The following is a 23,970-nucleotide window of genomic DNA, read 5'->3' as shown; positions in this document are numbered from 1 at the left end:
CCGAGTTCTTCGACACCTACGTCAAACAGTTCACCGACCTGCCGTTCCTGGTGACGCTCAAGGACCGCGACGGCGCGTACGTCCCCGACCGCTTCGTGCGCGCCGCCGACCTCGCCGACCAGACCGAAGGCGCCGACTGGAAGACCGTCCTGCTCGACGCGGACGGCACGCCCACCGTCCCCAACGGCTCGCTCGGCTACCGCTGGACGGACTCGGGCGCGGGCAAGTGGAACCTGGACCTCGCCGGCGTCGACCCGCTGCTGTCGATAGCCGACCGGCCCGGTTCCGCAGGCGTCGAAGGCGTCGAAGGCGTCGAAGTCCTCCTGCCCCGCTTCGACACCGACGGCGGCGACCACGGCCAAGGCCGCGGCGACGTCCTGCGCCGCGGCGTCCCCGCCACCCGCCTCACTGAAGGCGGCCCGCTGGTCACGACCGTGTTCGACCTCATGCTCGCGCAGTACGGCGTCGGCCGTCCCGACCTGGCGCTGCCCGGCACCTGGCCCACCGGCTACGACGACGCCGCCCAGCCCGGCACCCCGGCCTGGCAGGAGGAGAACACCTCCGTCCCGGCGGCGCGCGCCGTGAAGATCGCCCGCGAGTTCGCCAGGACCGCCGAGAAGTCCCGCGGCCGCTGCATGATCCTGATGGGCGCCGGCACCAACCACTGGTTCCACTCCGAGACCATGTACCGCTCGTTTCTCGCTCTGCTGACGATGACCGGCTGCCAGGGCCGCAACGGCGGCGGCTGGGCCCACTACGTCGGGCAAGAGAAGTGCCGCCCCTCGACCGGCTGGGCGATGCTCGCCTCCGCCAACGACTGGTCGCGTCCCCCGCGCCAGATGATCGGCACGGCGTACTGGTACCTCCACACCGACCAGTGGCGCTACGACGGGTTCGCCGCCGACGTGCTCGCTTCCCCGCTCGGCGAGGGCCGCTTCACCGGGATGACCGGTGCGGACTGTCTGGCGGCCTCGGCGCGCCTGGGCTGGATGCCGTCCTACCCCACCTTCGACCGCAACCCGCTGGAGCTGGCCGACGAGGCCGAGGCCGCGGACAAGGACGTCGCGACCCACGTCGTCGACGAGCTCAAGGCCGGCCGGCTCGGATTCGCCTGCGAGGACCCCGACGCCCCCGAGAACTGGCCCCGGGTCCTGACCGTCTGGCGCTCCAACCTCCTCGGCTCCTCGGCCAAGGGCGCCGAGTACTTCGCCCGCCACCTGCTCGGCACCGACTCCTCGCTGCGCGCCTCCGAAGCCCCGGAGGGAAGCCGCCCCCGCGACGTCGCCTGGCACGAGCAAGCCCCCGAGGGGAAGCTCGACCTGCTCCTGTCGCTCGACTTCCGCATGACGTCCACCACCCTCATGTCGGACGTCGTCCTCCCGGCCGCGACCTGGTACGAGAAGCACGACCTCTCGACCACCGACATGCACCCCTACGTCCACGCCTTCACCGCCGCCGTCGACCCGCCGTGGCAGGCCCGCACCGACTTCCAGGCCTTCCACGCCATCGCCCAGCGCCTCTCGGAGCTCGCCGCCGGGCACCTGGACGTCCGCCGCGACGTCGTGGCCACGGCCCTGCAGCACGACACCCCCGGCGAGATCGCGCAGCCCGGCGGCGTGGTCCTGGACTGGCGGCGCGGCGAGTGCGAACCCGTTCCCGGACGCACGCTGCCGAACCTGACCGTCGTCGAACGCGACTACACCGCGATCGGCGCCAAGATGGCCGCGTTGGGCCCGCTGGCCGACCGGCTGGGCCTGCCGGTGAAGGGCATCACCTTCCAGGTCGCGCCCGAGGTCGCCCAGCTCGGCGCGCTCAACGGCACGGTGGCCGGCGGCCCCGCCGCCGGGCGGCCGTCGCTGGAGACCGACATCAAGGCGGCCGAGGCGATCCTGCTGTTCTCCGGGACCACCAACGGCCGCCTGGCCACCGCCGGGTTCCACACCCTGGAACAGCGCACCGGCCAGGAGATGGCCCACTTGGCGGCCGAACACGAGGGCAAGCAGATCCGGTTCGCCGACACCCAGGCGGCGCCGGTCCCGGTCATCACCTCCCCGGAGTGGTCCGGCAGCGAGGCCGGAGGGCGCCGTTACACCGCCTTCACCCTCAACACCGAACACCTCAAGCCCTGGCACACCCTCACCGGCCGCCAGCACTTCTTCCTCGACCACGACTGGATGCACGAGACCGGCGAAGCGCTGCCGGTGTACAAACCGCCGCTGGACATGAACCGCCTGTTCGGCGAGCCCCGCATCGGGCCCGACGGCCACCGCGAGGTGACCGTCAGATACCTGACACCGCACAACAAGTGGTCCATCCACTCCGAGTACCAGGACAACCTGTTCATGCTCTCGCTGTCCCGAGGCGGCCAGCTGATCTGGATCAGCCCGGCCGACGCGGCCGCGATCGGCGTCGCCGACAACGACTGGATCGAGGCGGTCAACCGCAACGGTGTGGTCGCGGCGCGCGCCGTGGTCTCGCACCGCATGCCGACCGGCACCGTCTATATGCACCACGCCCAGGACCGCACCGTGGGCGTACCCAAGACGCAGACCACGAAGAAGCGCGGCGGCATCCACAACTCCCTGACCCGGGTGATCCTCAAGCCCTCGCACCTGATCGGCGGCTACGCGCAGCTGACGTGGGCGTTCAACTACCTCGGCCCGACGGGCAACCAGCGCGACGAGGTGACCGTGATCCGCAAGCGGACCGAGGAGGTGACCTACTGATGCGGGTCATGGCGCAGATCGCGATGGTGATGAACCTCGACAAGTGCATCGGCTGCCACACCTGCTCGGTGACATGCAAGCAGGCGTGGACCAACCGCGGCGGCGTGGAGTACGCCTGGTTCAACAACGTGGAGACCCGTCCCGGCCAGGGTTACCCGCGGCGGTATGAGGACCAGGAGCGGTGGGCCGGCGGCTGGACGCTGAACCGGCGGGGCAAGCTGACCCTGCGCGCCGGCGGCCGGTGGCGGAAGCTGTCCCGGATCTTCTCCAACCCCCAGCTTCCGGGGATCGGTGACTACTACGAGCCCTGGACCTACGACTACCGCAACCTCACCGACGCCCCCCTCGGCGACGACATCCCGGTGGCGCGTCCGCGTTCGCTCATCTCCGGCAAGCCGATGGAGATCACCTGGTCGGCGAACTGGGACGACAACCTCGGCGGCATGCCGCAGCACGGCGACGACGACCCCATCGCGGCCAAACTCCGCGCCGAGATCGGGGACAAGGTCACGTACGAGTTCGAGCAGGCGTTCATGTTCTACCTGCCGCGGATCTGCGAGCACTGCCTCAACCCCGCGTGCGTCGCCTCCTGCCCGTCCGGTGCCATGTACAAGCGCGCCGAGGACGGCATCGTGCTGGTCGACCAGGACCAGTGCCGCGGCTGGCGCATGTGTGTGACCGGTTGTCCTTATAAGAAGGTCTACTTCAACCACAAGACCGGCAAGGCCGAGAAGTGCACCATGTGCTACCCGCGAGTGGAGGTCGGCCTGCCCACCGTGTGCTCGGAGACCTGCGTCGGGCGGCTGCGGTATCTCGGCGTGATGCTCTACGACGCGGACAAGGTCACCGAAGCTGCCTCCGTGCCGAACGACCGGGACCTGTACGCGGCCCAGATGGGCGTGTTCCTCGATCCGCATGATCCGGCGGTGGCCGCCGAGGCGGAGCGGGCCGGGATCCCCTTCGATTGGATCGAGGCGGCGAAGAAGTCGCCGGTCTACGACCTGATCGCCAAGTACCAGGTCGCCCTGCCGCTGCACCCGGAGTACCGGACCATGCCGATGGTCTGGTACATCCCGCCGCTGTCGCCGGTCGTCGACGCGCTGGCCGACACCGGCCACGACGGCGAGGACGCCGACAACCTGTTCGGGGCCATCGAGTCGCTCCGGATCCCCGTGGAGTACCTCGCGGAGCTGTTCACCGCGGGCGACACGGTCCCGGTCGACTCGGTGCTGCGCCGGCTGGCGGCGATGCGGTCCTACATGCGCCGGATCAACCTCGGCGAGGAGAAGGACGAGTCGATCGCCCGGACCGTCGGGCTGAGCGGCGCCGAGATGGAGGCCATGTACCGGTTGCTGGCGATCGCCAAGTATCAGGACCGGTACGTGATCCCGACCGCGGCCGTGGCCGACGCGCGACGACTGGAGGAGGCCGCCACCAGCGGCTGCTCGGTCGACTTCGACGAGATGCCCGGCGGGTCCGGGCCGTTCGGCGAGACCTCGGGCCGCAGCGTCCCGGTCGCCGTGGAGAACTTCCACGCCCTGCGCGAGCGCGGTGCGTCCGACGCACCGGCCGACACTTCGGGGCTGCGCGGCCGGGTCAACCTCCTCAACTGGGACGGCAACGGACGTCCCGACGGGCTGTTCCCCACACAGACGAAGGACGACGGACGATGAACGACCACATACGTGTCGTGCGCCAGGCTGCGTCCTGGTGCCTTCGCTATCCCGACGACAAAGTGCGGAGCGTCCTCCCGATCATCGCCGAGGCGCTGGCGGAGACGGGCGCCGCTCCGGGCGCCGAGCAGCTGCGGTCGTTCGTCGAGTACGCACGGACCACCCCCGAGCTGGAGCTGGCCGCGCACTACGTCACGGTGTTCGACCTGCGGAACCGCCGCAGCCTGAACCTGACCTGGTGGTCGGACGGGGACACCCGTCGGCGCGGTATGGCGCTGCTGGCGTTCAAGGACGCCTACCGGGCCGCCGGCTGGCGGTTCGACGGCGACGACCTGCCCGACCACCTTCCCGCCGTCCTGGAGTTCAGCGCCCTGGACGACGCCGCGGCCCGCGACGCGGGGGAGGAGTTGCTGGCCCGCCACCACGCCGGCGTCTGTGCCTTGCACGAGGCGCTGACCGCGGCCCGGACGCCCTACGCCCACGTCCTCGAAGCCGTTCGCACGACCCTGCCGCCGCCCCGGCCGGCCGAGTCCCGCGAACCGGAACGCCCGCTTCTGGAACTCGTCGGGCTCGACGCTTATCCCGCCCATCTCATGGAGGCCGGCCGATGAACACCTCGACCACCCGGATCCTGCTGTGGGGCGCGCTGCCCTACGCGGTGCTGGCCGTCGTGATCGTCGGCACGATCTGGCGCTACCGGTACGACAAATTCGGCTGGACCACGCGTTCCTCGCAGCTCTACGAGTCCCGCCTGCTGCGGATCGCCAGCCCGCTGTTCCACTTCGGGCTGCTGTTCGTCATCCTCGGGCACATCGGCGGACTGCTCATCCCGCAGTCCTGGACCGACGCCGCGGGCGTCAGCGACCACACCTATCACCTGGTCGCCCTGGTCACCGGCAGCGCGGCCGGCGCGGCGACCCTCGCCGGGATCGCCCTGCTCGTCTACCGGCGCCGCACCACCGGCCCGGTCTTCCTGGCCACCACGCGCAACGACAAGCTGATGTACGTCTTCCTCGGCGGCGCGATCGCCGCCGGGCTGATCGCGACGCTCACCAACGCCGCCTCGCTCGACCACAACTACCGGCAGACCGTCTCGCCCTGGCTGCGGAGCCTGTTCTACCTGCACCCGGACGTCGACCTGATGGAGAAGACGCCCGGCGTGTTCCAGGCGCACATCCTGATCGCCTTCGCGCTGTTCGCGCTGTTCCCGTTCTCCCGGCTCGTGCACGCGTTCAGCGCGCCGGTCGGCTACCTGTTCCGTCCTTACATCGTCTATCGCAGCCGTGACCCCAAGACCCTCGGTCCGCGGGCCCCGCGGCGCGGATGGGAGCGAGTCGGATGACCGCCACCGCCCAGAGACCGGCCGCGTCGGGCGCGGAACCGGCTTCCATACCGGCGGCCGCCTGGCGCAACCTGGCCATGGCCACCCTCGGGTTCACGATCAACTTCTGGGCCTGGAACCTCATCGGCCCGCTCGGTCCGACCTTCGGCAAGGACCTCCACCTGAGCTCGGCCGCCCAGTCGCTGCTGGTCGCGGTGCCGGTGCTGGTCGGCGCGCTCGGCCGCGTCCCGGTCGGCGCCCTCACCGACAAGCTCGGCGCCCGGACCATGTTCCCGCTGGTCAGCTTCCTGACGATCATCCCGGTGCTGCTGCTGATCCCGGCGAAGCACTCGCTGCCGGCGCTGCTGGCCGTGGGCTTTCTGCTGGGCCTGGGCGGCACCACCTTCGCCATCGGGGTGCCGCTGGTCAACTCCTGGTTCCCGGCGGCCAAGCGCGGCATGGCGATCGGCGTGTTCGGGATGGGGATGGGCGGCACCGCGCTGTCGGCGTACTCCACCCCGCGCTTGAGCAAGGCGCACGGGCTCGACTTCCCGTTCCTGCTCGTCGCCGGCCTGCTCGCCGCCTACGGCCTGCTGGCGCTGCTGCTGGTCGGCGACCGCCCCGGCCGGCCGGTCCCGGCCGAGCCGCTGGTCCGCCGGCTGCGCGCCGCCGGGCGACTGCGTGTGACCTGGGAACTCAGCGCCCTGTACGCGGTCGGCTTCGGCGGGATCGTCGCCTTCGGCGTCTACCTCCCGACCTATTTGAAGAACCTCTACCACCTCAGCCAGACCGACGCCGGCACCAAGGCGGCCGGCTTCGCGCTGCTGGCGGTGCTCTTCCGCCCGATCGGCGGCTGGCTGTCCGACCGCGTGGCCCCGGCACTGGTGGCCGCGGGAGGGTTCGCCCTCGTCGCGGTCCTCGCCGTCGTCCAGGCCTTCGACCCGGCGCTGAGTCCGGGGGCGACCGTCTCCCTGCTGGGGATCGCCGCGGCGCTGGGCACCACGGCCGGCGCGGTGTTCGCGCTGGTCGCCCAGGCCTCGCCGCAGGCCCAGGTGGGCAGCGTGACGGGCATCGTCGGGGCCGTCGGCGGCCTCGGCGGGTTCGTGCCGCCGCTGGTCATGGGCGCGGTCTACGGGGCCAAGCACAGCTACTCGATCGGCTTGATGCTGCTGGCGGACCTGGCCCTGGCCGCGATGGTCTACGGCGTGGCGCGCATGCGCGTGACACGGACCGCGGAAGGCTGAACGGCGTGTGCTTCTACTGCGGATGCCGTGAGATCCCGCTGATCGCCGACCTCATCGCCGAACACGAAGACGTCACCGATCTCGGCGCCGCCCTCACCGCCGCTCTCGGGGCGGGGGACCTGGACCGGGCCCGGCACCTGGTCCGGGAGGTCGCCGAGAAGCTGCGGAGTCACTGGCTCGGCGAGGAGACAGGGCTCTTCGACGTGATGCGCGCCGACGAGGGCTACCGCGAGTACATCGACGCCCTCGTGCGGGAACACCGGGAGCTCCGGGACCTGCTCGCCGGGGCGGACCTCGAACAGCCTGCTGATCGCGCCCGGGTCGTCGAAGCGATGGAGGAGTTGTACCACCACATCGCCAAAGAAGAGGACGGGCTGTTCCCCGCATCGCTGACCGCGTTGTCCGGTGAGCAGTGGGACCGGGCGATGCGGGCGTGGGCGGCGGCCCACCCCCGGGTGGGATAGCCGGGGGCCAGGACTTTCGGCCCTGCGCCCCCGGGCCGGGCGGCACTACGGCGGCCGACGGCTCCGTACGAGGCTGAAGATGGAGGAGTACCTCCGACCCGTTCGGCTACTCGGCTAGTGGAGGCAGAAATGAAGGCCCTCGTCTACGGCGGTCCCGGCAGCAAGGCCTGGACCGAGGCGGCCGACCCGACCGTCGCCGATCCGCGGGACGCGATCATCCGGGTCGACGCCGTCACGATCTGCGGGACCGACCTGCACATCCTCAAGGGCGACGTCCCCGAGGTCGCGCCCGGGACGATCCTGGGCCACGAAGCCGTCGGCACCGTCGTGGACGTCGGCTCCGGCGTCACCGCCCTCAGCCCCGGCGACCGGGTGCTGGCCTCCTGCATCTCGGCGTGCGGCACCTGCCGCTACTGCCGGACCGGGTCCTACGGCCAGTGCCTCGGCGGCGGAGGCTGGATCCTGGGGCACACCGTCAACGGCGTGCAGGCCGAGTACGCGCGGCTGCCGTTCGCCGACCTGTCCTGCCACCGCCTCCCGAACACCGTCAGCGACGAGGCCGCGGTGCTGCTGGCCGACATCCTGCCGACGTCCTACGAGGTCGGGGTGCTCAACGGACGGGTCCGGCCCGGCGACACGGTCGTCGTGGTCGGCGCCGGCCCGATCGGGCTGGCCGCGATCCTGACCGCGCGGCTGTACTCGCCCTCGCACGTCATCGCGGTGGACCCGGCGCAGGCCCGGCTGGAGGCGGCCAAGCGGTTCGGCGCCCACGCCGGGGTGACGCCGGACGGTGACCCGCTGGAGGTCGTACGGGCGCTGACCGGCGGCCTCGGGGCGGACGTGGTGATCGAGGCCGTCGGCACGCCCGCGGCGTTCGAGCTGTGCACGATGCTGGTGCGCCCCGGCGGGCACGTGGCCAACATCGGCGTGCACGGCAAGCCGGCCATCCTGCACCTGGAAGACCTGTGGATCAAGGACGTCACGATCACCACCGGCCTGGTCGACACCTCGTCCACGGCCACGCTGCTGCGGATGCTCGAAGCCGGGCAGCTCGACGTCTCGCAGATGGTCACACACCGCTTCCCGCTCAGCGCGTTCGAAGAGGCGTACCGCGTGTTCGGCGACGCGGCGGACACCGGGGCGCTCAAGGTGGTGCTGAGCCGGTGAACGCTCGCAGGGGAATCGGAGCCGGCGCGGGGTTCGCAGGACTCGCAGGACTCGCCGCGCTGGCGGCGGTCGCCGTCGCCTACCCGCTGGCCTGGCGGGAACGCTGCCTCACCTGGGGCGCCCGTCCCGAGGAGGCCGCGCTGGAGATGCCCGGCGACGACCTGCTGCCCGCGGCACCGGTCGTCTCGACCCGGGCGGTCGGCGTCGCCGCCCCGGCTTCGGCGATCTGGCCATGGCTCGTGCAGATGGGTCCCGGGCGCGCGGGCGCCTACACCTACGACTGGGTCGAGAACCTGTTCGGCCTGAACATGCACAGCGCCGACGAGATCCTCCCGGAGCTGCAGGACCTTGCCGTCGGCGACGTGATCGCGCTGGGCGACAAGCTGCGGATGCGGGTGGAGATCCTCGAGCCCGAACGGGCCATGGTGCTGTTCTCCGACGACGGCGCCTGGGTCTGGTCCTTCGGCCTGTATCCGGAGGGTCCGGCCATGACCCGGCTGGTCAGCCGCAACCGGATCCAGGACCCGAGGACCGGACTGGTGACCAGGGCTCTGTCGATGTATCTGATGGAGCCCGGGAGCCTGGTCATGGAGCGGAAGATGCTCCTGGGCGTCAAGGAGCGGGCCGAACGGCTGTACCGGCGCGACGAAGGCGCCGAGCACATTGCTCAGTCCGCTGCCGCCACCGCTCCCACCGCTCCCGCCGCCCGGTAGGGCCGGAAGAACTCGCGCAGCTCGGCGGCGTAGAGCTCGGGTTCCTCGAACGCTGCGAAATGCCCGCCGCGCGGCGGCTCGGTCACGCGCACCACGTTCGCGGTGCGCTCCAGCCACGCGCGCGGCGGGCGCAGCAGGTCCCTGGGGAACAGGGCGAAACCCGAGGGCACCTCTACCCGGCGGGCATGCTGGGCCAGAGGGATCAGGCTGTTGGCCCGGTACATGCGCATCGAGGAGCCGATGGTGCCGGTGAGCCAGTAGATCATGACGTTCGTCAGGATCTCGTCGTGGGTGAAGCGGCGCTCGACCTCGCCGTCGCAGTCGCTCCACGCGCGCAGCTTCTCGACGATCCACGCCGCGAGGCCGGCGGGGGAGTCGGTGAGCCCGAACGCCGCGGTCTGCGGCTTGCTGCGGTGCATCGCGGCGTACGCGCCCTCGGCCACGGCCCACGCGGCGCCGTCCGCCAGCCAGGCCCGCTCCTCCGGAGTCAGGTCGGCCGGGTCGCCGGTGTGGATCGGCACGCCCGCGTCGGTGCGGTGCACGGCCACCACCCGGTCCGGGTGGTCGAGTCCCAGGTAGCGGCTGACGTGGCTGCCGATGTCCCCGCCGGCGGCCCCGAACCGGTCGTAGCCGAGGACGCTCATCAGCTCGGCCCACAGCCCGGCGACCGCGATGGAGTCCAGCGGCGCGCCCCGGGGCCGGTCGGAGTATCCGTAGCCCGGCATGTCGGGCACGACCACGTCGAAGGCGTCGGCCGGGTCGGCGCCGTGCGCCCCGGGATCGGCCAGCAGCGGGATCACCTTCGTGTAGCGCCAGAACGAGTCCGGCCAGCCGTGCCCGAGGAGCAACGGCAGCACCGGCCCGGCCGGCGCGACCGCCCGGGCGTGGACGAAGTGGATTCCCAGACCCCTGAGCCCGACCCGGAACCGCGGAAGGCGCGCGAGCCTCGCCTCCTGCGCCGGCCAGTTGAAGCCGTCGGCCCAGTAGGCCACCAGCTCCCGCAGGAAGGACAGGTCGGTCCCCAGCGACCACCCGGCGTCCTCGGGGGCGTCCGGCCAGCGGGTCGCGTGCAGGCGGGTGCGCAGGTCGCTCAGCTCCGCGGAGGAGGCACGCGGAGCGAAGGGCTCAGGGCGGGACGGGGCGGCCGACATGGACGGCATTTTAGGACCAAAGACCCTGTTGCGCCGGTCGTGTCGGTCCTCATCGTGGAGGTATGACCACGGGCAGCACGACGCCGGACGAGCGCCGCGTCCGCGACGCGATGACCACGCCGGTGCTGGCCGTCGCCCCCGAGACCCCGGTCGAGGACGTCGCGCACGTGCTCACCGAGCACAAGGTCGGCGCCGTGCCGGTCGTGGACGCCGGACGCCACGTCGTCGGCGTCATCGCGGAGTCGGACGTGGTCCTGCGGGCCGCCACCGCGACCGCCGCCGCGCAGCTCATGACCGTCCCCCCGATCGTCGTCGAGGCCGACGCCCCGCTCCACAAGGCCCGGCGCGCCCTGGCCGCCCACGGCATCGGCCGGCTGCCCGTGGTCGACCGGCGGCGGCGCCTGATCGGCATCATCAGCCGCCGCGACCTGCTGGCCGCCCTGCTGCCCGCCGACACCGCGATCCGCCGCGAGGTGGTGGGCGCCGTGGCCGCCGCCGACGTGGAACTGGTCGCCCTGACGGTCTCGCATGGGAAGGTGTGGCTGTGCGGGCGGGTCAGCGATCTGGCCGCGACCCCGGCGCTGGAGGAGGCGCTGCGCCGGATCGCCGGAGTCACGCGGGTCGACCTGGAGATCACTCGCACCACCGAACACAAGGAGACGTGATGGAGCAGGCGAAGGCCTCGTTGACGGTGCCGTGGGACGACCGGCTGCTGGACTACGACTTCGGCCCCGGCCATCCGCTCGCTCCGGTGCGCGTCGACCTCGCCATGCGGCTGGCCCGGCACCTCGGTGTCTTCGACCACGACGACGTGGCGACGGTGCCGGTCCCCACCGCCGACGACGTGCTGCTGCGCCTCGTCCACCACGCCGCGTACGTCGACGTGGTCAGGGCCTCCGCGGAGACCGGCCACGCCGAGCGGGTCCGCTACGGGTTCGGGACCGAGGACAACCCGTACTTCGGCGGCATGTACGAGGCGGCGGCGCGGGTCGTCGGCGCGTCGGTCGAGGCCGCGCGGCGGGTCTGGACCGGAGCGTCGGCGCACGCCGTCAACCTCGCCGGCGGGCTGCACCACGCGATGCCGTCCCACGCCTCAGGGTTCTGCGTCTTCAACGACCCCGCGGTGGCCATCGCCTGGCTGCTCGCCGAGGGCGCGCGCCGGGTCGCGTACGTCGACGTCGACGTCCACCACGGCGACGGGGTCCAGGCCGCGTTCTGGGACGATCCCCGAGTCCTGACGATCAGCCTGCACGAAAGCCCCCGGACCTTGTTCCCCGGCACCGGCCTGCCGGAGGACGTCGGCGGCGGCGGCGCCGAGGGCTACGCGGTGAACGTGGCGCTGCCCGCCGGCACCGGCGACGAGGCGTGGCTGCGGGCCTTCGACGCGGTGGTGCCGCAACTGCTCGCCGCGTTCGCCCCCGAAGTGCTCGTCACCCAGCACGGCTGCGACACCCACGTGCTGGACCCGCTGGCGCACCTGCGGCTGACCGTCGACGGCCAGCGGAACGCGATCGAGCGCCTGCACCGCCTGGCCCACGAGCACGCGTCCGGCCGCTGGCTCGCCCTCGGCGGCGGAGGATACGAGCTCGTGGACGTCGTCCCGCGGACCTGGACCCATCTGCTGGCCGAAGCGTCCGAACGCCCCCTCGCGCCGGCCACGCCGGTCCCGGGGGAGTGGCTGGCCTACGCCCGCGCCCGCACCGGCCGGGACCCGATCGCGACCATGACCGACGGCCACGACCCGAAGCCCCGCTCATGGGACAGCGGCTACGACCCCGCCGACCCGGTGGACCGGGCGGTCATCGCGACGCGGCGCGCGGTGTTCCCCTGGCACGGGCTGGACCTGTCGGTCTACTGACACTCCCCGGACACGGAAGGCGGGCGTGGATCTCCCGATCCGCGCCCGCCCGCGAGAACCTTCCAGCCTCACGCGCCCCAACCGTAGGCGTCGTTGGTCTGGAGTTCGTGCCAGAACACGGGACTCGGCTGGCCCGTCGCGTTCGCGACTTCGAACATCGGGCGGAGCGTGGCCTCCTGCTCCTGGAAGAAGGCCTCGAAGTTCTGCCGCTCGGGCCACTCGTCGAGCACCAGGATGGCGGTGCCGTCCTCGGAGCCGTAGAAGCGGTGGGCGATCAGGCCGTGGCGCTTCGCCGCCTCGAGGATGTCGCGCATCTTCTCGGGGTAGTCCTGGGCGTACTTCCGCAGGCCCTGCGGGTCCCCGGCGAGCTGCATCGTCATGAACACGGACATGGCTTTTCCTCTCGCTGCGCGCCCCGGGGCGCGCCAGGGTAGTCGAGTCCTTCCAGTCGAAGGGGCGGGCGCCCCGCCCGCGCTGTTCGGGTGCGCCATCCGGACTACCGGTCGCCGGCCTCGACGAGGGTCCGGCCGCGTTCGCGGCGGAGTTCGTCGAGGTCGGCGTCGGGGAGCGTGAGCGCCCGGTCGAAGTCGGCCAGGGCCAGGGCCGGCCGGCCGGCGGCGCGGTGGGCGATGCCGCGGTTCAGCAGGACGTCCGGGTCCTCGCCGACGATGGCCAAGGTGGCGGTCAGATCGGCCACGGCGGCCTCGAAACGGTCCTGCTGGTAGGCCGCGACAGCGCGGTTGACCAGGGCGGCGGGGTACTTCGGGTCGGCCGCCAACGCCGCGTCCAGGGCCGCGACCGCCTCGTCGAGGAGCTCCCGCTGGAGCAGGATGGTGCCCCGCATGCACAGCAGGCGCGGGTCCCCCGGCCGCAGGGCGAGCCCGGCTTCCACGTCGGCCTCGGCCGCGTCCAGGTCACCCCGCCCGAGGCGGACGTCGGCCCTGGTCAGCCGGGTGTCGATGTCGTCCGGCTCCATCGCCAGCACGAAGTCGAAGTCGGCCAGCGCGCCGTCCAGGTCCCCGGCCTCCTGCCGGGCCGTCCCCCGGTTGTAGAACAGCTCCGGGTAGGGCGGCGCCAGCTCGACCGCGCGGTCGTAGTCGGCCAGCGCGGCCGCGAAGTCGCCGCGCATGCGGAAGATCCGTGCCCGCTCGGAAAGGTAGTCGGTGTAGTAGGGGTCGAGGCCGATCAGCGTGGTGTAGTCCTCGAACGCCTCGTCCGACCGCCCCATCGCCACCAGCAGCCGGGCCCGGTTGTACAGCAGCTGCGAGCGGTGCAGCACCCACTGGTCGGGGGCGAGGTGCGCGTCGAGGCGGGCGATCCCGCCCTCGACCAGCTCCAGCGCCCCGGCCAGGTTGCCGCGGTGCATCTGGATCAGGGCCATGCCGTTGGCCTGGAAGACGCTGAACGTCAACTCCTCGCCCGGATCGGGCAGCAGGCCGGCGATGGCGATGGCGGTGTTCTGCCAGCGCACCGCCGCCTCGTGGTCGCGCGGCTGGAAGAAGCGGGTGTAGAGCATCGCGATCGAGTAGTGGCAGGTCATGTGGACCTTGGGCGTGGAGTACCGGCGCAGCAGGTCCAGGTACAGCTCCAGCGACTCGTCCAGCAGGTTCAGCGGGACGCAGGCGGCCGCGGCCTGGTACGTGAACTCCCAGAAGTCGTGCTCGTCGCGCACCGGGTCGGTCACCGCCCGGCCGCGGTGCCCCAGGTCGACCACGAGGGCTGAGAATCCGGCGGCGACCCCGCAGCGCTGAGCGTCCAGGAGCGCCAGCCGCCCGGCGCCCGCCGGATCACTGCCGTGCTCGCGGTGGTAGGCGAGCGCGCCGATCCGCGTGCTCCAGGTCGCCTTCGACGCCAGTTCGTCGGCCCGGCGGTCGTGCAGCGCGGCGACGACACCGGGATCGGCCTGCTGATACGCCCGGATCTCCTCCGGATCCTCGCTGGTCCCGTCGCCGGCCACGAACGCCTCGACCAGTTCGGCCTCGGTGGCGTGCGCGGGAGACCCCGTCGCGGCGGCCGAGCGGGGCGGTCCGGCGGTGACGGTGACCGCGCGCGCATCGAGCATCGCCTCCAACTCCGCGGGCAACGGCCCGCCGGATCCGGAGGCGACCACGCGCAGCACGTCCGGATCGGCACGGCGGATCAGCAGCGCGACGAACTCCTGGGTGGTCGCCTCGGCCGCCTCGATCTCGTCGAAGACCAGAACCGGCATCGCCTTCCCCGCCGCGTGGAGCGCGGTCGCGTACTCGACGAGGAACGACACGACCCCCTGGCTCATGCAGCGGATCATCGAGGACCCGTAGAACCGGGTCCGCTCCATGAACGGCGCTTCCGAGGCGAGCGTCCGCGGAGCGGGACCGATCAGGTCCTCCAGCTCGGGCATGCCGTAGAGGAGCTCGACCCGGTGCTGTTCGACCAGGTCCGGCCACCGGTCCGCGGCGTCGGGCAGCACCGCCCGCAGCACCGTGTCGACCCCGGTGTAGGGACCGCGCCGATTCCGATGGCACAGGGCCACGACGGCGCCGGCCGGGCCGTCGTCCGCCGCGGCCACGGCCGCCCGCCTCCGGTCGGCCGGGACGGCTCCGATGACTCTGGTGTGGCTGGCCATCTCACTGCACTCCTTGCTCTTAGGTGAGGGTGCGCCGCTTGCTCCGCGAGAGCAGGACCAGGGCCATGATCTGCGTGACGTTGAACAGCAGGGACACCGCCCCGTCCCAGAAGTGGCCGTCGACGTGCCCGGAGGTGACGGCATGTCCGGCGATGTCGAAGTACTTCCAGCCGACGGGGACGCTCACCAGCGCGGTGAGCGCGATGAACGTACCGACGCCGAAGACGATGAAGGGCCCGTAGAACCGGCCGACGGCGCGGTCGCGGGCGGTCCACCGCTCCTCGTCGACGAGCCGCTCGCGGCGGCCGAGCGCGCGCCGGACGCGGTTCTTGAGCAGGGCCTTGGACGCGTCGTGCAGGTCGTGGCAGTTCAGCGCGGTCGCGAAGACGTAGTACAGGTCGGTGCGCAGGTACAGCTGGAACTGCCAGGCGAAGCGCACCGCGACGGTGAACGCCAGCGCCAGGCAGACGCGGCCGGTGAGCGGGAACGAACCGTCGGCGTGGCGGGTGGCCGCGGCGACCAGGCCCAGGCCCGAGAAGACGACGACGTCGCAGCCCATCCCGGCCAGGAACGGCAGGTAGCGCTTGCGGCGCGGCACGCTCAGCAGACCGTTGATCTGGGTCTCGGCGACGATGTAGGTCAGCCGGTTGCTCAGCCGCAGCCGGGTCGGCAGGCCGAGGCGGCGGCCGGCGAGGATGTGGAACTCCTCGTGGGCGAGGATGAGCGGCACCTGCGCCAGCGTGATCACCAGCTGGACCAGGATCAGCGAGCGGGTGAAGAAGATCTGGTGCGGCGCCGGGCGGAGCGCGGAGTGGCGCGCGGCGACGGCCAGCCACGCGGCGAAGACCGCGGCGTAACAGACCCAGGCGACGGGGGACAGCAGCACCCGGCCCAGGCGCTGGAAGCGGACCGGCGGCGCGGCGGCGGGCGTCCCGTCCGCGCCGTCCGCCTCGTCGCGGACGAACCCGAGCTCACGCAGGGTCTCCACGAAGTCGTCGACGTCGACCTGCTCGTGGAAGGTGTCCTCGTACCACTGGGCGGCCTCGTCGAGGGCCATCCCGGCGGCGATCCGCTTGAGCAGCTCGGCGCCGTCGGCGGGCAGTGCGGCGTAGGAGCCGGTGTCCACCCGGCCGACCACCACTTCGTCGCCGTCGGCGACGTAGCTCAGGGAGTGGATCAGGAGAACCGTACCGCTCAACGCCTCGTCTCCTTCGTCGGTGCGAGCAAGCGAGCTACGGCACCGGGGTGCGCCGGCCTCCCGGCGCACCCCGGTCACGCCGACCTACGCGTTGACGGTGTACGGGCAGGCGCAAGCGGCGGAGGTGAGGCGGATGTCTCCGGTCCGGCGCACCGTGATCTTCTTCATCTGGGCGGTGGACTTCATGGGACCTCCTGCTGTTGTGGCTGGGGACCGGCCGGGCGGCAGGCCAAGACACAACATGACGAGCGAATCAGAACCCGTCAATGGATTCCGTGGCAGCCGGATCACGCTGGGTGACGATCGGCGCGTCGGCCGGGGTGGTCTGGACCAAGGCGCTGACTTCGCCACTTGGCTCAAGGATCTGATCAAAGATTTGTCGCCACCGAGTCCTCGGCTTACCGCCATAAGGGCTCTGAGCCGGTCGCCCGGCCGGGGACCGGATTCGCCGGCGCCCGGCGCGCTCCAGCGTGCCGCGAGGCCCCCTCGAGCGGGCGCGGCCCGCCGATCGCGACGATCGACGGGCCGGGTGGCCGGATTCCGGCCGCAACTGGAGCTTTCCCCGACGTTCGGATCGGCGTCACCGTCACTGGAGGGCTTCAGTACCGCCTCAGACAGTTGCGCGCTGGATGACGATGTCGTCCAGCCGCGTGCGGGCGTAGACCTTGACCTGCTCGGCGAACTCCTCGGGGTTCTCCTGGGGCGGCAGGGTGCTGCGGACCGAGCCCTTGGTGCTCTTGGCGTCGACCCAGGCGGCGGTGCCCTCGGCGATGCCGATCTCGATGCCGTGGGAGGCGTTCATCAGCTCGGTCGTGCCGCGGGTGAGGCGGCCGATGCGGATCGGGCAGGCGGCGGCCTTGGCGGTGACGTCGGCGTCGGCGCGGTCGATGGTGAAGCTGCCGCTGGCGCCGCTGAGGGTGACGGAGGCGCGCGCGTGGCCGATCCAGACCTTGCCGTTGGCGCCCTCATAGGTGAGCGTGCCGTCGAGTTCGGCGAAGCGCAGGTCGGCGGTGGCGCCGTCGACGGTGGAGGGGCCGGCGACGTGGGCGACCTCGACGTCGCCGGAGGCGAGGCGGGCGCGCAGGGCGGCGACGCGATCGAGGCGGACCTGGCCGGAGGCCATCTGCAGGTCGCAGTCCCCGAACACGCCCTCGGCGCGCACGTCCGACTTGGCGATCTGGAACACGAGGTCGGAGCCCGTCGGCAGCTCGACGGTGATGGCGACGGAGCCGTCCCTGCCGCCGGCCTTCTTGGTCTCGACGGACAGTTCACCGGCGAAGAAGTCGACCTTGGTGTTCTCGACGACCTTCTGGTCCGTCTTGTTCGCGGCGTCGATCGGTTCGACCCGCACGACCGTGTCCGAGCGGTCGCTCGCGATGACCCGGACCCGGGCGCCGCCGACGGTCAGCTTGGCGGTGATCGGGGCGAGAGTGGGGAACGTGGGCATGGAGAATCTCCCTGTCTTGCGATGTGGCGGACGGGTGGCCGGTGACGGCGCCGGGGCGGCTGAATGCTCAGCCGACCCAGCCGGTGAAGTGCTCGCTTCTGCGTCCGGTCCGGGCCGCCGGGTCGCCGTCGAGGACGGCGGCGACCACGCGGACCAGCCAGGTGTTGGTCGACAACCCCTCCTGGCCGGCGGCCGCCTCGATGCGCTGTTTCAGCTGCTCCGGCGGCCGGAAGTTGATCCGCGACACCGGGCCGTCCTGGCCGGCGGACGCCGGGGCCGGCGGCGCGGGTTTCCGGTCGGAGACCGGCTGGCCGGCGCCGTCCTCGTCGCCCTCGGCGCGGATGACCACGAAGACCGGGTTCCGGCCGCTGAGCCGGACGTGGACCGACCCCGGGGCCAGCCCCGCGCTGACCTCGTCCATGGCCGCGGACAGCACGTCGAGCATGGTCAGCCGCGTGGCGGCCGCGACCGAGGCGGCCAGGCGCTCGGCCAGCGCCGTGGGCTCGCCCGGTTCGGCGGCGGCGAGGAGTTCTTCGCGGAGTCCGTCGACGTACGGCGTGAGGTCCATGTCTCCAGAATGACGCCATAGTGGCGCCAAGTCAATGTTGAATGGCGCCATTGTGGCGTTGCGTGATGGCGCCAAAGAGGCTGGTGCGGTCCTCCGGGGCCTGCCGCCGTGCTGTCCCCGGCCGAACGAGATGTGGACGTTCTTGCGGGCCATGACGTCGCGGGCCGCCTGCTGCTCCGGCGGGAGCCGGTCGGTCGTCATCAGCTCCACGGCGGCCTGCCGATCTCGGGCATCGGCGTCGGCAGGTTGGGGTGATGCCCTGCTCGAAGACCGCCGCCATGATCGGGGTGCCGGTCACGGTCATGTCCATGCCGAGGCCGTGGAGGTCAGCACGTCCCGCACGGTGATCGGCCGGCACGCCGGCACGGTGTCGTCCAGTACCGGCTCCGACGTCGAGGCCATCCGGAAGATCGTGTCCCGGCGCATCGGCGCGCCGCCTTCGCGGCGCGTCGTCCCCCATCTGACGGACAACTGCCGCGTATTCGCCCCGGGGCGGGACGGGACGTCGTCACCCGCGCGGTGCCTGCCAACGGGCTGAGACCGACCCGTGCTTGATCCGGCCCACCAGATGGATGGACAGGATCTGGGGTGTGTCGCCGCCGCCGTCCCGGGCGATGTCCACACCGGAGAACCGCGCGGACAGCCCATTTGCGTCCACCACCATGCCCGGCGCCAGAACCAGCTCCACCGACCCGCCGCGGACCTTCAGCTCGATGACCAGCTCCGGGCCGGTCCGCACGGTGTCGGTCAGGTCGAGGACCACTCCGGACCAGGCCGTGCGCACCACCAGCCGCTCCGGCAGCGTCCAGTGGCCGTCGCGCTGGACCGAGCTCCACTTCTCCTTGATGGTCAGCTTCTCCACAGGCGGCCCACCCCGCGGAACCACCAGCGCGGTCGCGCTGACGGCGGGTGCCGCCCCCAGATCCGCGGTGAGTTCGGCGAGCGCGCCATGGGTGCGGGCCGCCAGCGCCGCGTCCACCCGCTCGTCGAACTCGGCCGGGAGGAGCCGCCCGTCCGCGACCGCGGTCCGCAGCACGTCGATGGTGCGGTCGCGGTCCGCGTCGGACGCCCGCAACGCGGGGGAGTTCGGCGGGTTGTCCGGCATGCGGCCTCCTCGGTCGGGCGCGGTGGTGCCGTACCACCGACCCTCACGTTATATCGCAATTCGCGTCACCCGAGGATCTTGCCTGATCAGCTGCAGAACACTGCGTCGACGAGCTTGTGCATCTGTTGTCGGTAGACGCCCAGCGGCGCGTCGACGCCGTCGACGTAGTTCACCGCGGCTTCCATGGTCGTCTTGCCATCCGGCGTGCTGTACATCAGGGTCCCGGCCCCCTGGACGTCGCCGTCGTGGAACAGGACGGTGACACCGCAGGGCAGGCGCTGCATCTGCAACCCCAGGCCATAGGACATGGTCGGATCGATCGTGGCGTGCGGCTTCTGCATCTCGTGCAGCAGCGGAGCCGGAACCAGCTTCCCGCCGAGGAGCGCGGCGAAGAACGTGCGGAGGTCCGCGGTGGTCGAGATCATCTCGCCGGCGCTGGAGATCCAGGAGGGGTTCTGCCGGGTGACGTCGACTGTCCTCCACCGCCCGGCGTCCTGGTAACGGTAGTAGCTGTGGGCGTGCGGGCCGGGGACCTCGGGCGAGGTGCCGGGGACGACCGTGTGGCGCAGCTTGAGCGGCCGCAGGATGCGCTGCCGGATCTCATAAGCATACGAGTGACCGGTGACCTTCTCGATCAGCAGCCTGAGCACGACGTAGTTCGTGTTCGAATAGCTCCAGTCCGTCCCCGGCGCGAACTTCAGCGGCCTGGACGACGCGAAGTGCACCAGGTCGGCTGGCCGATATGTATGGAACCGGTTGTCGACCCACCTCTTGCCGGACCAGGGGATCCCGGACACTGTCACCCCGTCGGCATAGGCATCGCCGGTGAAGTTGACCAACCCGCTGGTGTGCTGGAGCAGCATTCGCACGGTGATCCGCCGGTCCAGCCCCAGTCGTGGCAGATACCCGGCTGCCGGGGCGTCCAGGGCGATCCGCCGGCTCGCCGCCAGTTGCAGCACCACGGTCGCGGTGAAGGTCTTGGTCGTGCTGCCGATCCGGAACCGTTCGTCGACCGCGGGCTTCGCGGAGCCGCCGAGCCGGCTCGCCCCGGCGCTGCCGGCCCAGTCGCCGTGCCGGTCGTGAACGCGCATCTGCACTCCGGTCAGCCCGGCATCGACCATCTGCTGCATCGCTGCCCGCAAGACGGGGCGATCGGGCTCCGCCGCCGGGGCGGGCGTGCTCGTCCCCGTCAGCAAGGCCGCCGCCACCGCCGTGACGGCCGCCCGCCGGAAGGGCCGTGTCTCCATTAATGAGCTGAACATGACCGCATGGTCTCCAACCCCGCTGACGCCGGGCTGTCACGACGCTGACACGGAAGGTGACGGCCGGTGGCCGCCGCGAACGGGCGGAATCCTCACGCGACGCAAACGCCTTGAGCTCGTTCTGCCCGGTCGTGTTCTGCGATCCCGGCTTTCGGGGCGAGATCGACAGCCGCGGTGCGGCGGGCGGTGGAGCGGTGACGCACATCTCGCAGGCAGGATGTTTGCATCGCCGAGGACCGCGTTTGCATCTCGCGAGCGACCCCGGTCGCAGCGTGTGACAGCGGTTTCACTGGAACGAAGCAAGCCCCCGGACGGAAGGCGACGGCGCCTGTGACGCACATTCTCGTCGTGGACGACGAGCCACAGATCCTGCGAGCCCTGCGCATCAACCTGAAGGCCCGCGCCTACGAGGTCGAGACGGCCGAACGGGGCGTCGACGCCCTCGCGGCCGCCGCCCGCCGGCAACCCGACCTCGTCCTCCTGGACCTGGGCCTCCCCGACATGGACGGCCTCGACGTCATCGTGGGCCTACGCGGCTGGACCGACCTACCGATCGTGGTCCTGTCCGGCCGCTCCGAACAGACCGAGAAGGTCCGAGTCCTGGACGCCGGAGCCGACGACTACATGACCAAGCCCTTCGCGATGGAGGAACTCCTGGCCCGTCTGCGGGCGGTCCTCCGGCGCCGCGAGTTCACGGCCGAGGCCGGAACACCGGCAAGCGCGCAGTTCGTCATCGGCCCGACCACGGTCGACCTGTCGCTGCGCACGGTGACGCGGGACGAGGGCAGCGTGCGACTGACGCGGACGGAGTGGGCGCTGCTGGAGTTGCTGCTGCGGCATCCGAACCAGTTGGTCACGACCAATCGACTGCTGACTGACGTGTGGGGCCAGAAGGGGTCGGCCGATACCGGTCATCTGCGCTTTCACATGGCTCGGTTGCGGCGCAAGCTGGAGGCGGACCCGCAGCATCCGGTGCATCTGATCACTGAGTACGGGACTGGCTATCGGTTTGTTCCGGGGGCGTCGGGCTAGGGGTGGTTGGTGGTTGGTGTGATCAGCGCCCTGACCCTGTCGGCATCAGGATGCCGAAGCGCCTTCAACAACCCCAACGCCGACCCCCACGCCCGCAACGCCTCATCCCGCCGCCCCGCCGCATCATGCGACTGGCCGAGCCGCACCAGCGACCCGGCCTCGTAGTACCGGTCGCCACTGGTCCGGAACAGATTGACGGCCCGCTGGAACGCCGCCACCGCCGCGTCATGGTCGGCCAGGCAGTGGTGGACGTAGCCGAGGCTGTCCCAGGTATCAGCCGCGCCCCACGTATCAGTGAGGTCGCTGTGCAGGTCCAGGGCCCTGAGACACGACTCCAGCGCTCCGGTGTGGTCGCCGGTCATGGCCTGGAACCAGCCCACGGTGCTCAGTCCGTTCGCGATGCCGGTCCCGGTGCCCGCCGACTCGAAGATCTCCAGTGCCCGCCTGGCCTCCGCCAGCGCCAGGGCGAAGTCGCCCTCCTGCTCGTGGACCACGCTCAGCTCGTGGCGGACGGCCGCTTCGGACATCCGGTCGTCGAGCTCGTGGGCCAGGTCCATGGCGCGGGCGAGGTGGGTGCGGCAGGCTTCGAAGCGGCGGGTGCGCAGGGCCGCGCGGGCCAGGCCACGGTGGGCTGAGGCCATGCCCGGGCCGTCGGCGGCCTCGGTGGCCGCGGTCAGTGCCACCCGCTGCACCTCGGCGAGGTCGTGCCAGCGGCTGGTGCGGTCCTGGAACGTCAGCAGCAGGCGGGCCAGCTGCCAGGCGTAGGGGGAGGATGGAACGTCGGCGGCGAGGGAGACCGCGGCGGTCAGGGTCGTGTACTCGGCCTCGAACCACGCTGACGCCTCGGCCTGGTCCGCGAAGCGTTCCGGCACCACCCCGTCGCGCGGTGACCTGGTCACGATGCTCGCGTTCTGCGGGCTCAGGCAGGCTGCGGCGTTCTGTGCGGAGAACAGATAGTGGTCCAGGGCCCGGGCCCGGGCGAGCCGTTTCTCCGCAGGGTTCTCCCGCGCCTGCTCCTGCGCGTAGACGCGCAGGAGGTCGTGGCACGTCCAGCGGTTCGGGCCGCACGGTGTCAGCAGGTGGGTGCGCACCAGCTCGTCGAGGTCCCGCCGAGCCTCCTGCGCCGTGGTCGCGGTGAGGCTCGCGGCCGCGGCCAGGGACACCTCGGGCCCCGGGTTCATCGCCTGCATCCGGAACAGCCGCGCGGTCGACCCGTCGAGCAGCCGGTACGACCACGAGAACGCGGTGCGCGCGTCGGCCGTCGCCTCGCCCAGGTCCAGTGCGTCCAGCCGGCGGCGCGCGCTGCGCATTCCGCGCACCTGCTCCACCAGCGTCATCGAGGGCTGCGCGACGGCGCGCGCCGCGGCGATGTTGACCGCCAGCGGTAACCCCGCGCACAGCTCGATGAGCTCCTCGGCGGTGTGCGGCTCGGCGTGGACGCACTTCGCCCCGAGGCGGCGGACCAGCAGTTCGTGCGCGTCGGTGTAGGAGAACAGGCCGAGTGACACCGGCCGGGCGCCGAGGCCGGTCACCAGGCCGTACAGCCGGTCCCGGCTGGTGACCAGGACCAGGCAGCCGGTGCCGGCCGGGACGAGGGGGCGGGCGTGCTCGGCGTTGCGCGCGTCGTCCAGGACCACCAGCACCCGCCGGTCGGCCAGGATGCTGCGATACAGGGCCTCGCGGGCGTCGCTGTCGGGGGGGATGTGTGAGTCCGGGACGCCGAGCGCGGCGAGGAAGCTGCGGATCGCGTCGGCGGGGGAGACCGCCGGGCCGGAGGGGTCGAGGCCGCGCAGGTTCATGTAGAGCTGGCCGTCCGGATACCGGGCCGCCTGGCTGTGGGCCCAGTGCAGGGCGAGGGCGGTCTTGCCGATGCCGGCCGTGCCCGTGATCGCGGCGAGGGGGACCGCACCGGAGGCCGTCGGGGCGGTGTCCGCGAGCTGGTTCAGCAGGGCCAGTTCGGCGCCCCGGCCGACGAACGTCCCGCCGGCCGGCGGCAGCTGGCGGGGCACGATGGGGGCGGCCGCGGTCCGGGTGCCGGGGGGCCGGGGGGGTGTGGTGCGCCGCACCCCCGCGACGGGCTCGGCCGTGCCCTTCCGGAACAGCTCCCCGTCGGCGTTGAGCACCTGTTCACATCGGAGGGCGAACTCTTGGGTCGGGGGTTTGACGCCGTTCTCGACCTTGGAGAGGTAGCCCTTGCTGTAGTGGAGCACGTCCGCGAGCTCGGACAACGACAGCCCTCTTGCGTTTCGCAGGGTACGAAGTCTATGGCCGAAGTCAGGCCTTGGTGACATGTGGGAGCCTCCACGGTGGCTGTCAATACAGAGACGGAGGCTAGTCGAAATCCACCTGCTTGGTGCAACTAAGGGGTTTCACGCCGTAAGCGGTGTGCTTAACAGGGAGAAGGCCGGATGCGACCGGACCATCGGGGTTTCCCGC

General features: G+C 71.6%; 20 protein-coding genes and 1 pseudogene. 11 read left to right on the top strand and 10 right to left on the bottom strand.

Translation table 11 applies throughout. From position 1 onward, the window contains the following. From ABD466_RS27085 to ABD466_RS27050, 8 genes are all read left to right on the top strand, one after another. The coding region (locus tag ABD466_RS27085) for a molybdopterin-dependent oxidoreductase (protein WP_344660002.1) at positions 1-2,726 on the top strand (2,726 nt) is incomplete at its 5' end. Beyond that, complete coding sequence (gene narH / locus ABD466_RS27080) at positions 2,726-4,399, top strand: nitrate reductase subunit beta (protein ID WP_344660001.1); 1,674 nt, start codon at positions 2,726-2,728, stop codon at positions 4,397-4,399. The genes ABD466_RS27085 and narH, both read left to right, overlap by 1 nt. Next, the gene (gene narJ, locus ABD466_RS27075; RefSeq protein WP_344660000.1) at positions 4,396-5,010 is read left to right on the top strand and encodes a nitrate reductase molybdenum cofactor assembly chaperone; all 615 of its coding nucleotides are present in this window, start codon (positions 4,396-4,398) and stop codon (positions 5,008-5,010) included. Before narH ends, narJ begins: the two co-directional genes overlap by 4 nt. After that, positions 5,007-5,741: a respiratory nitrate reductase subunit gamma gene (gene narI, locus ABD466_RS27070; RefSeq protein ID WP_344659999.1), complete on the top strand. Its 735-nt coding sequence runs from the start codon at positions 5,007-5,009 to the stop codon at positions 5,739-5,741. The genes narJ and narI overlap by 4 nt, the downstream gene beginning before the upstream one ends. After that, positions 5,738-6,964: an MFS transporter gene (locus tag ABD466_RS27065; protein WP_344659998.1), complete on the top strand. Its 1,227-nt coding sequence runs from the start codon at positions 5,738-5,740 to the stop codon at positions 6,962-6,964. Before narI ends, ABD466_RS27065 begins: the two co-directional genes overlap by 4 nt. Positions 6,965-6,969: 5 nt before the next feature. Next, positions 6,970-7,428 (top strand): hemerythrin domain-containing protein, encoded by a 459-nt coding sequence (locus ABD466_RS27060; RefSeq protein ID WP_344659997.1) that lies wholly within the window; start codon positions 6,970-6,972, stop codon positions 7,426-7,428. A 129-nt stretch (positions 7,429-7,557) separates the two neighbouring features. Beyond that, on the top strand, positions 7,558-8,595 hold the full coding sequence (locus ABD466_RS27055) for a zinc-dependent alcohol dehydrogenase family protein (protein ID WP_344659996.1): 1,038 nt from the start codon (positions 7,558-7,560) through the stop codon (positions 8,593-8,595). Then, entirely contained in the window at positions 8,592-9,308 is a 717-nt protein-coding gene (locus ABD466_RS27050; RefSeq protein ID WP_344659995.1) for an SRPBCC family protein, read from the top strand. Before ABD466_RS27055 ends, ABD466_RS27050 begins: the two co-directional genes overlap by 4 nt. On the opposite strand, the gene ABD466_RS27045 is transcribed toward ABD466_RS27050, so the two are convergent. Then, a complete protein-coding gene (locus tag ABD466_RS27045) occupies positions 9,263-10,459 on the bottom strand; it encodes an epoxide hydrolase family protein (RefSeq protein WP_344659994.1) in 1,197 nt (398 codons plus the stop codon). The genes ABD466_RS27050 and ABD466_RS27045 overlap by 46 nt on opposite strands. A gap of 62 nt (positions 10,460-10,521) precedes the next feature. On the opposite strand from ABD466_RS27045, the gene ABD466_RS27040 reads away from it, so the two are divergent. Both ABD466_RS27040 and ABD466_RS27035 read left to right on the top strand, forming a co-directional pair. Further along, positions 10,522-11,124, top strand: a complete 603-nt coding sequence (locus tag ABD466_RS27040; RefSeq protein WP_344659993.1) for a CBS domain-containing protein — start codon at positions 10,522-10,524, stop codon at positions 11,122-11,124. Continuing rightward, positions 11,124-12,317 carry an acetoin utilization protein AcuC gene (locus ABD466_RS27035; protein ID WP_344659992.1) on the top strand — a complete coding sequence of 398 codons (1,194 nt, stop codon included), beginning with the start codon at positions 11,124-11,126 and terminating at the stop codon, positions 12,315-12,317. The genes ABD466_RS27040 and ABD466_RS27035 overlap by 1 nt, the downstream gene beginning before the upstream one ends. Positions 12,318-12,385: 68 nt before the next feature. On the opposite strand, the gene ABD466_RS27030 is transcribed toward ABD466_RS27035, so the two are convergent. The 8 genes and pseudogenes from ABD466_RS27030 to ABD466_RS26995 all read right to left on the bottom strand — a co-directional run bounded on the left by ABD466_RS27030 (position 12,386) and on the right by ABD466_RS26995 (position 20,502). Beyond that, on the bottom strand, positions 12,386-12,709 hold the full coding sequence (locus ABD466_RS27030; protein ID WP_344659991.1) for a hypothetical protein: 324 nt from the start codon (positions 12,707-12,709) through the stop codon (positions 12,386-12,388). Positions 12,710-12,813: 104 nt separating this feature from the next. Next, positions 12,814-14,922 (bottom strand): tetratricopeptide repeat protein, encoded by a 2,109-nt coding sequence (locus tag ABD466_RS27025; protein ID WP_344659990.1) that lies wholly within the window; start codon positions 14,920-14,922, stop codon positions 12,814-12,816. 19 nt (positions 14,923-14,941) lie between these two features. Beyond that, entirely contained in the window at positions 14,942-16,120 is a 1,179-nt protein-coding gene (locus tag ABD466_RS27020; RefSeq protein WP_344659989.1) for a hypothetical protein, read from the bottom strand. A 610-nt stretch (positions 16,121-16,730) separates the two neighbouring features. Then, positions 16,731-17,567, bottom strand: a complete 837-nt coding sequence (locus ABD466_RS27015) for a DUF4097 family beta strand repeat-containing protein (protein WP_344659988.1) — start codon at positions 17,565-17,567, stop codon at positions 16,731-16,733. A 67-nt stretch (positions 17,568-17,634) separates the two neighbouring features. Then, the gene (locus ABD466_RS27010) at positions 17,635-18,135 is read right to left on the bottom strand and encodes a hypothetical protein (RefSeq protein WP_344659987.1); all 501 of its coding nucleotides are present in this window, start codon (positions 18,133-18,135) and stop codon (positions 17,635-17,637) included. A gap of 224 nt (positions 18,136-18,359) precedes the next feature. Continuing rightward, a pseudogene (locus ABD466_RS27005) lies at positions 18,360-18,591 on the bottom strand (serine hydrolase); the annotation flags it as partial. Between the two features lie 52 nt (positions 18,592-18,643). Then, entirely contained in the window at positions 18,644-19,240 is a 597-nt protein-coding gene (locus ABD466_RS27000; RefSeq protein ID WP_344659986.1) for a DUF1707 SHOCT-like domain-containing protein, read from the bottom strand. An 86-nt stretch (positions 19,241-19,326) separates the two neighbouring features. Next, the gene (locus tag ABD466_RS26995; RefSeq protein ID WP_344659985.1) at positions 19,327-20,502 is read right to left on the bottom strand and encodes a serine hydrolase domain-containing protein; all 1,176 of its coding nucleotides are present in this window, start codon (positions 20,500-20,502) and stop codon (positions 19,327-19,329) included. A gap of 330 nt (positions 20,503-20,832) precedes the next feature. Here ABD466_RS26995 and ABD466_RS26990 point away from each other — a divergent pair, with 330 nt between their 5' ends. Next, the gene (locus ABD466_RS26990; RefSeq protein WP_344659984.1) at positions 20,833-21,534 is read left to right on the top strand and encodes a response regulator; all 702 of its coding nucleotides are present in this window, start codon (positions 20,833-20,835) and stop codon (positions 21,532-21,534) included. Here the strand turns inward: ABD466_RS26990 and ABD466_RS26985 are convergent. After that, the gene (locus ABD466_RS26985) at positions 21,531-23,825 is read right to left on the bottom strand and encodes a tetratricopeptide repeat protein (protein WP_344659983.1); all 2,295 of its coding nucleotides are present in this window, start codon (positions 23,823-23,825) and stop codon (positions 21,531-21,533) included. The two genes, ABD466_RS26990 and ABD466_RS26985, sit on opposite strands and share 4 nt — an antisense overlap. Positions 23,826-23,970: the final 145 nt, after the last annotated feature.

This window comes from Catenulispora subtropica, from assembly GCF_039531675.1.
GTDB lineage: Bacteria > Actinomycetota > Actinomycetes > Streptomycetales > Catenulisporaceae > Catenulispora > Catenulispora subtropica.
Note: the sequence above shows the minus strand (reverse complement) of the source record. Positions and strands in the feature narration are given on the sequence as shown.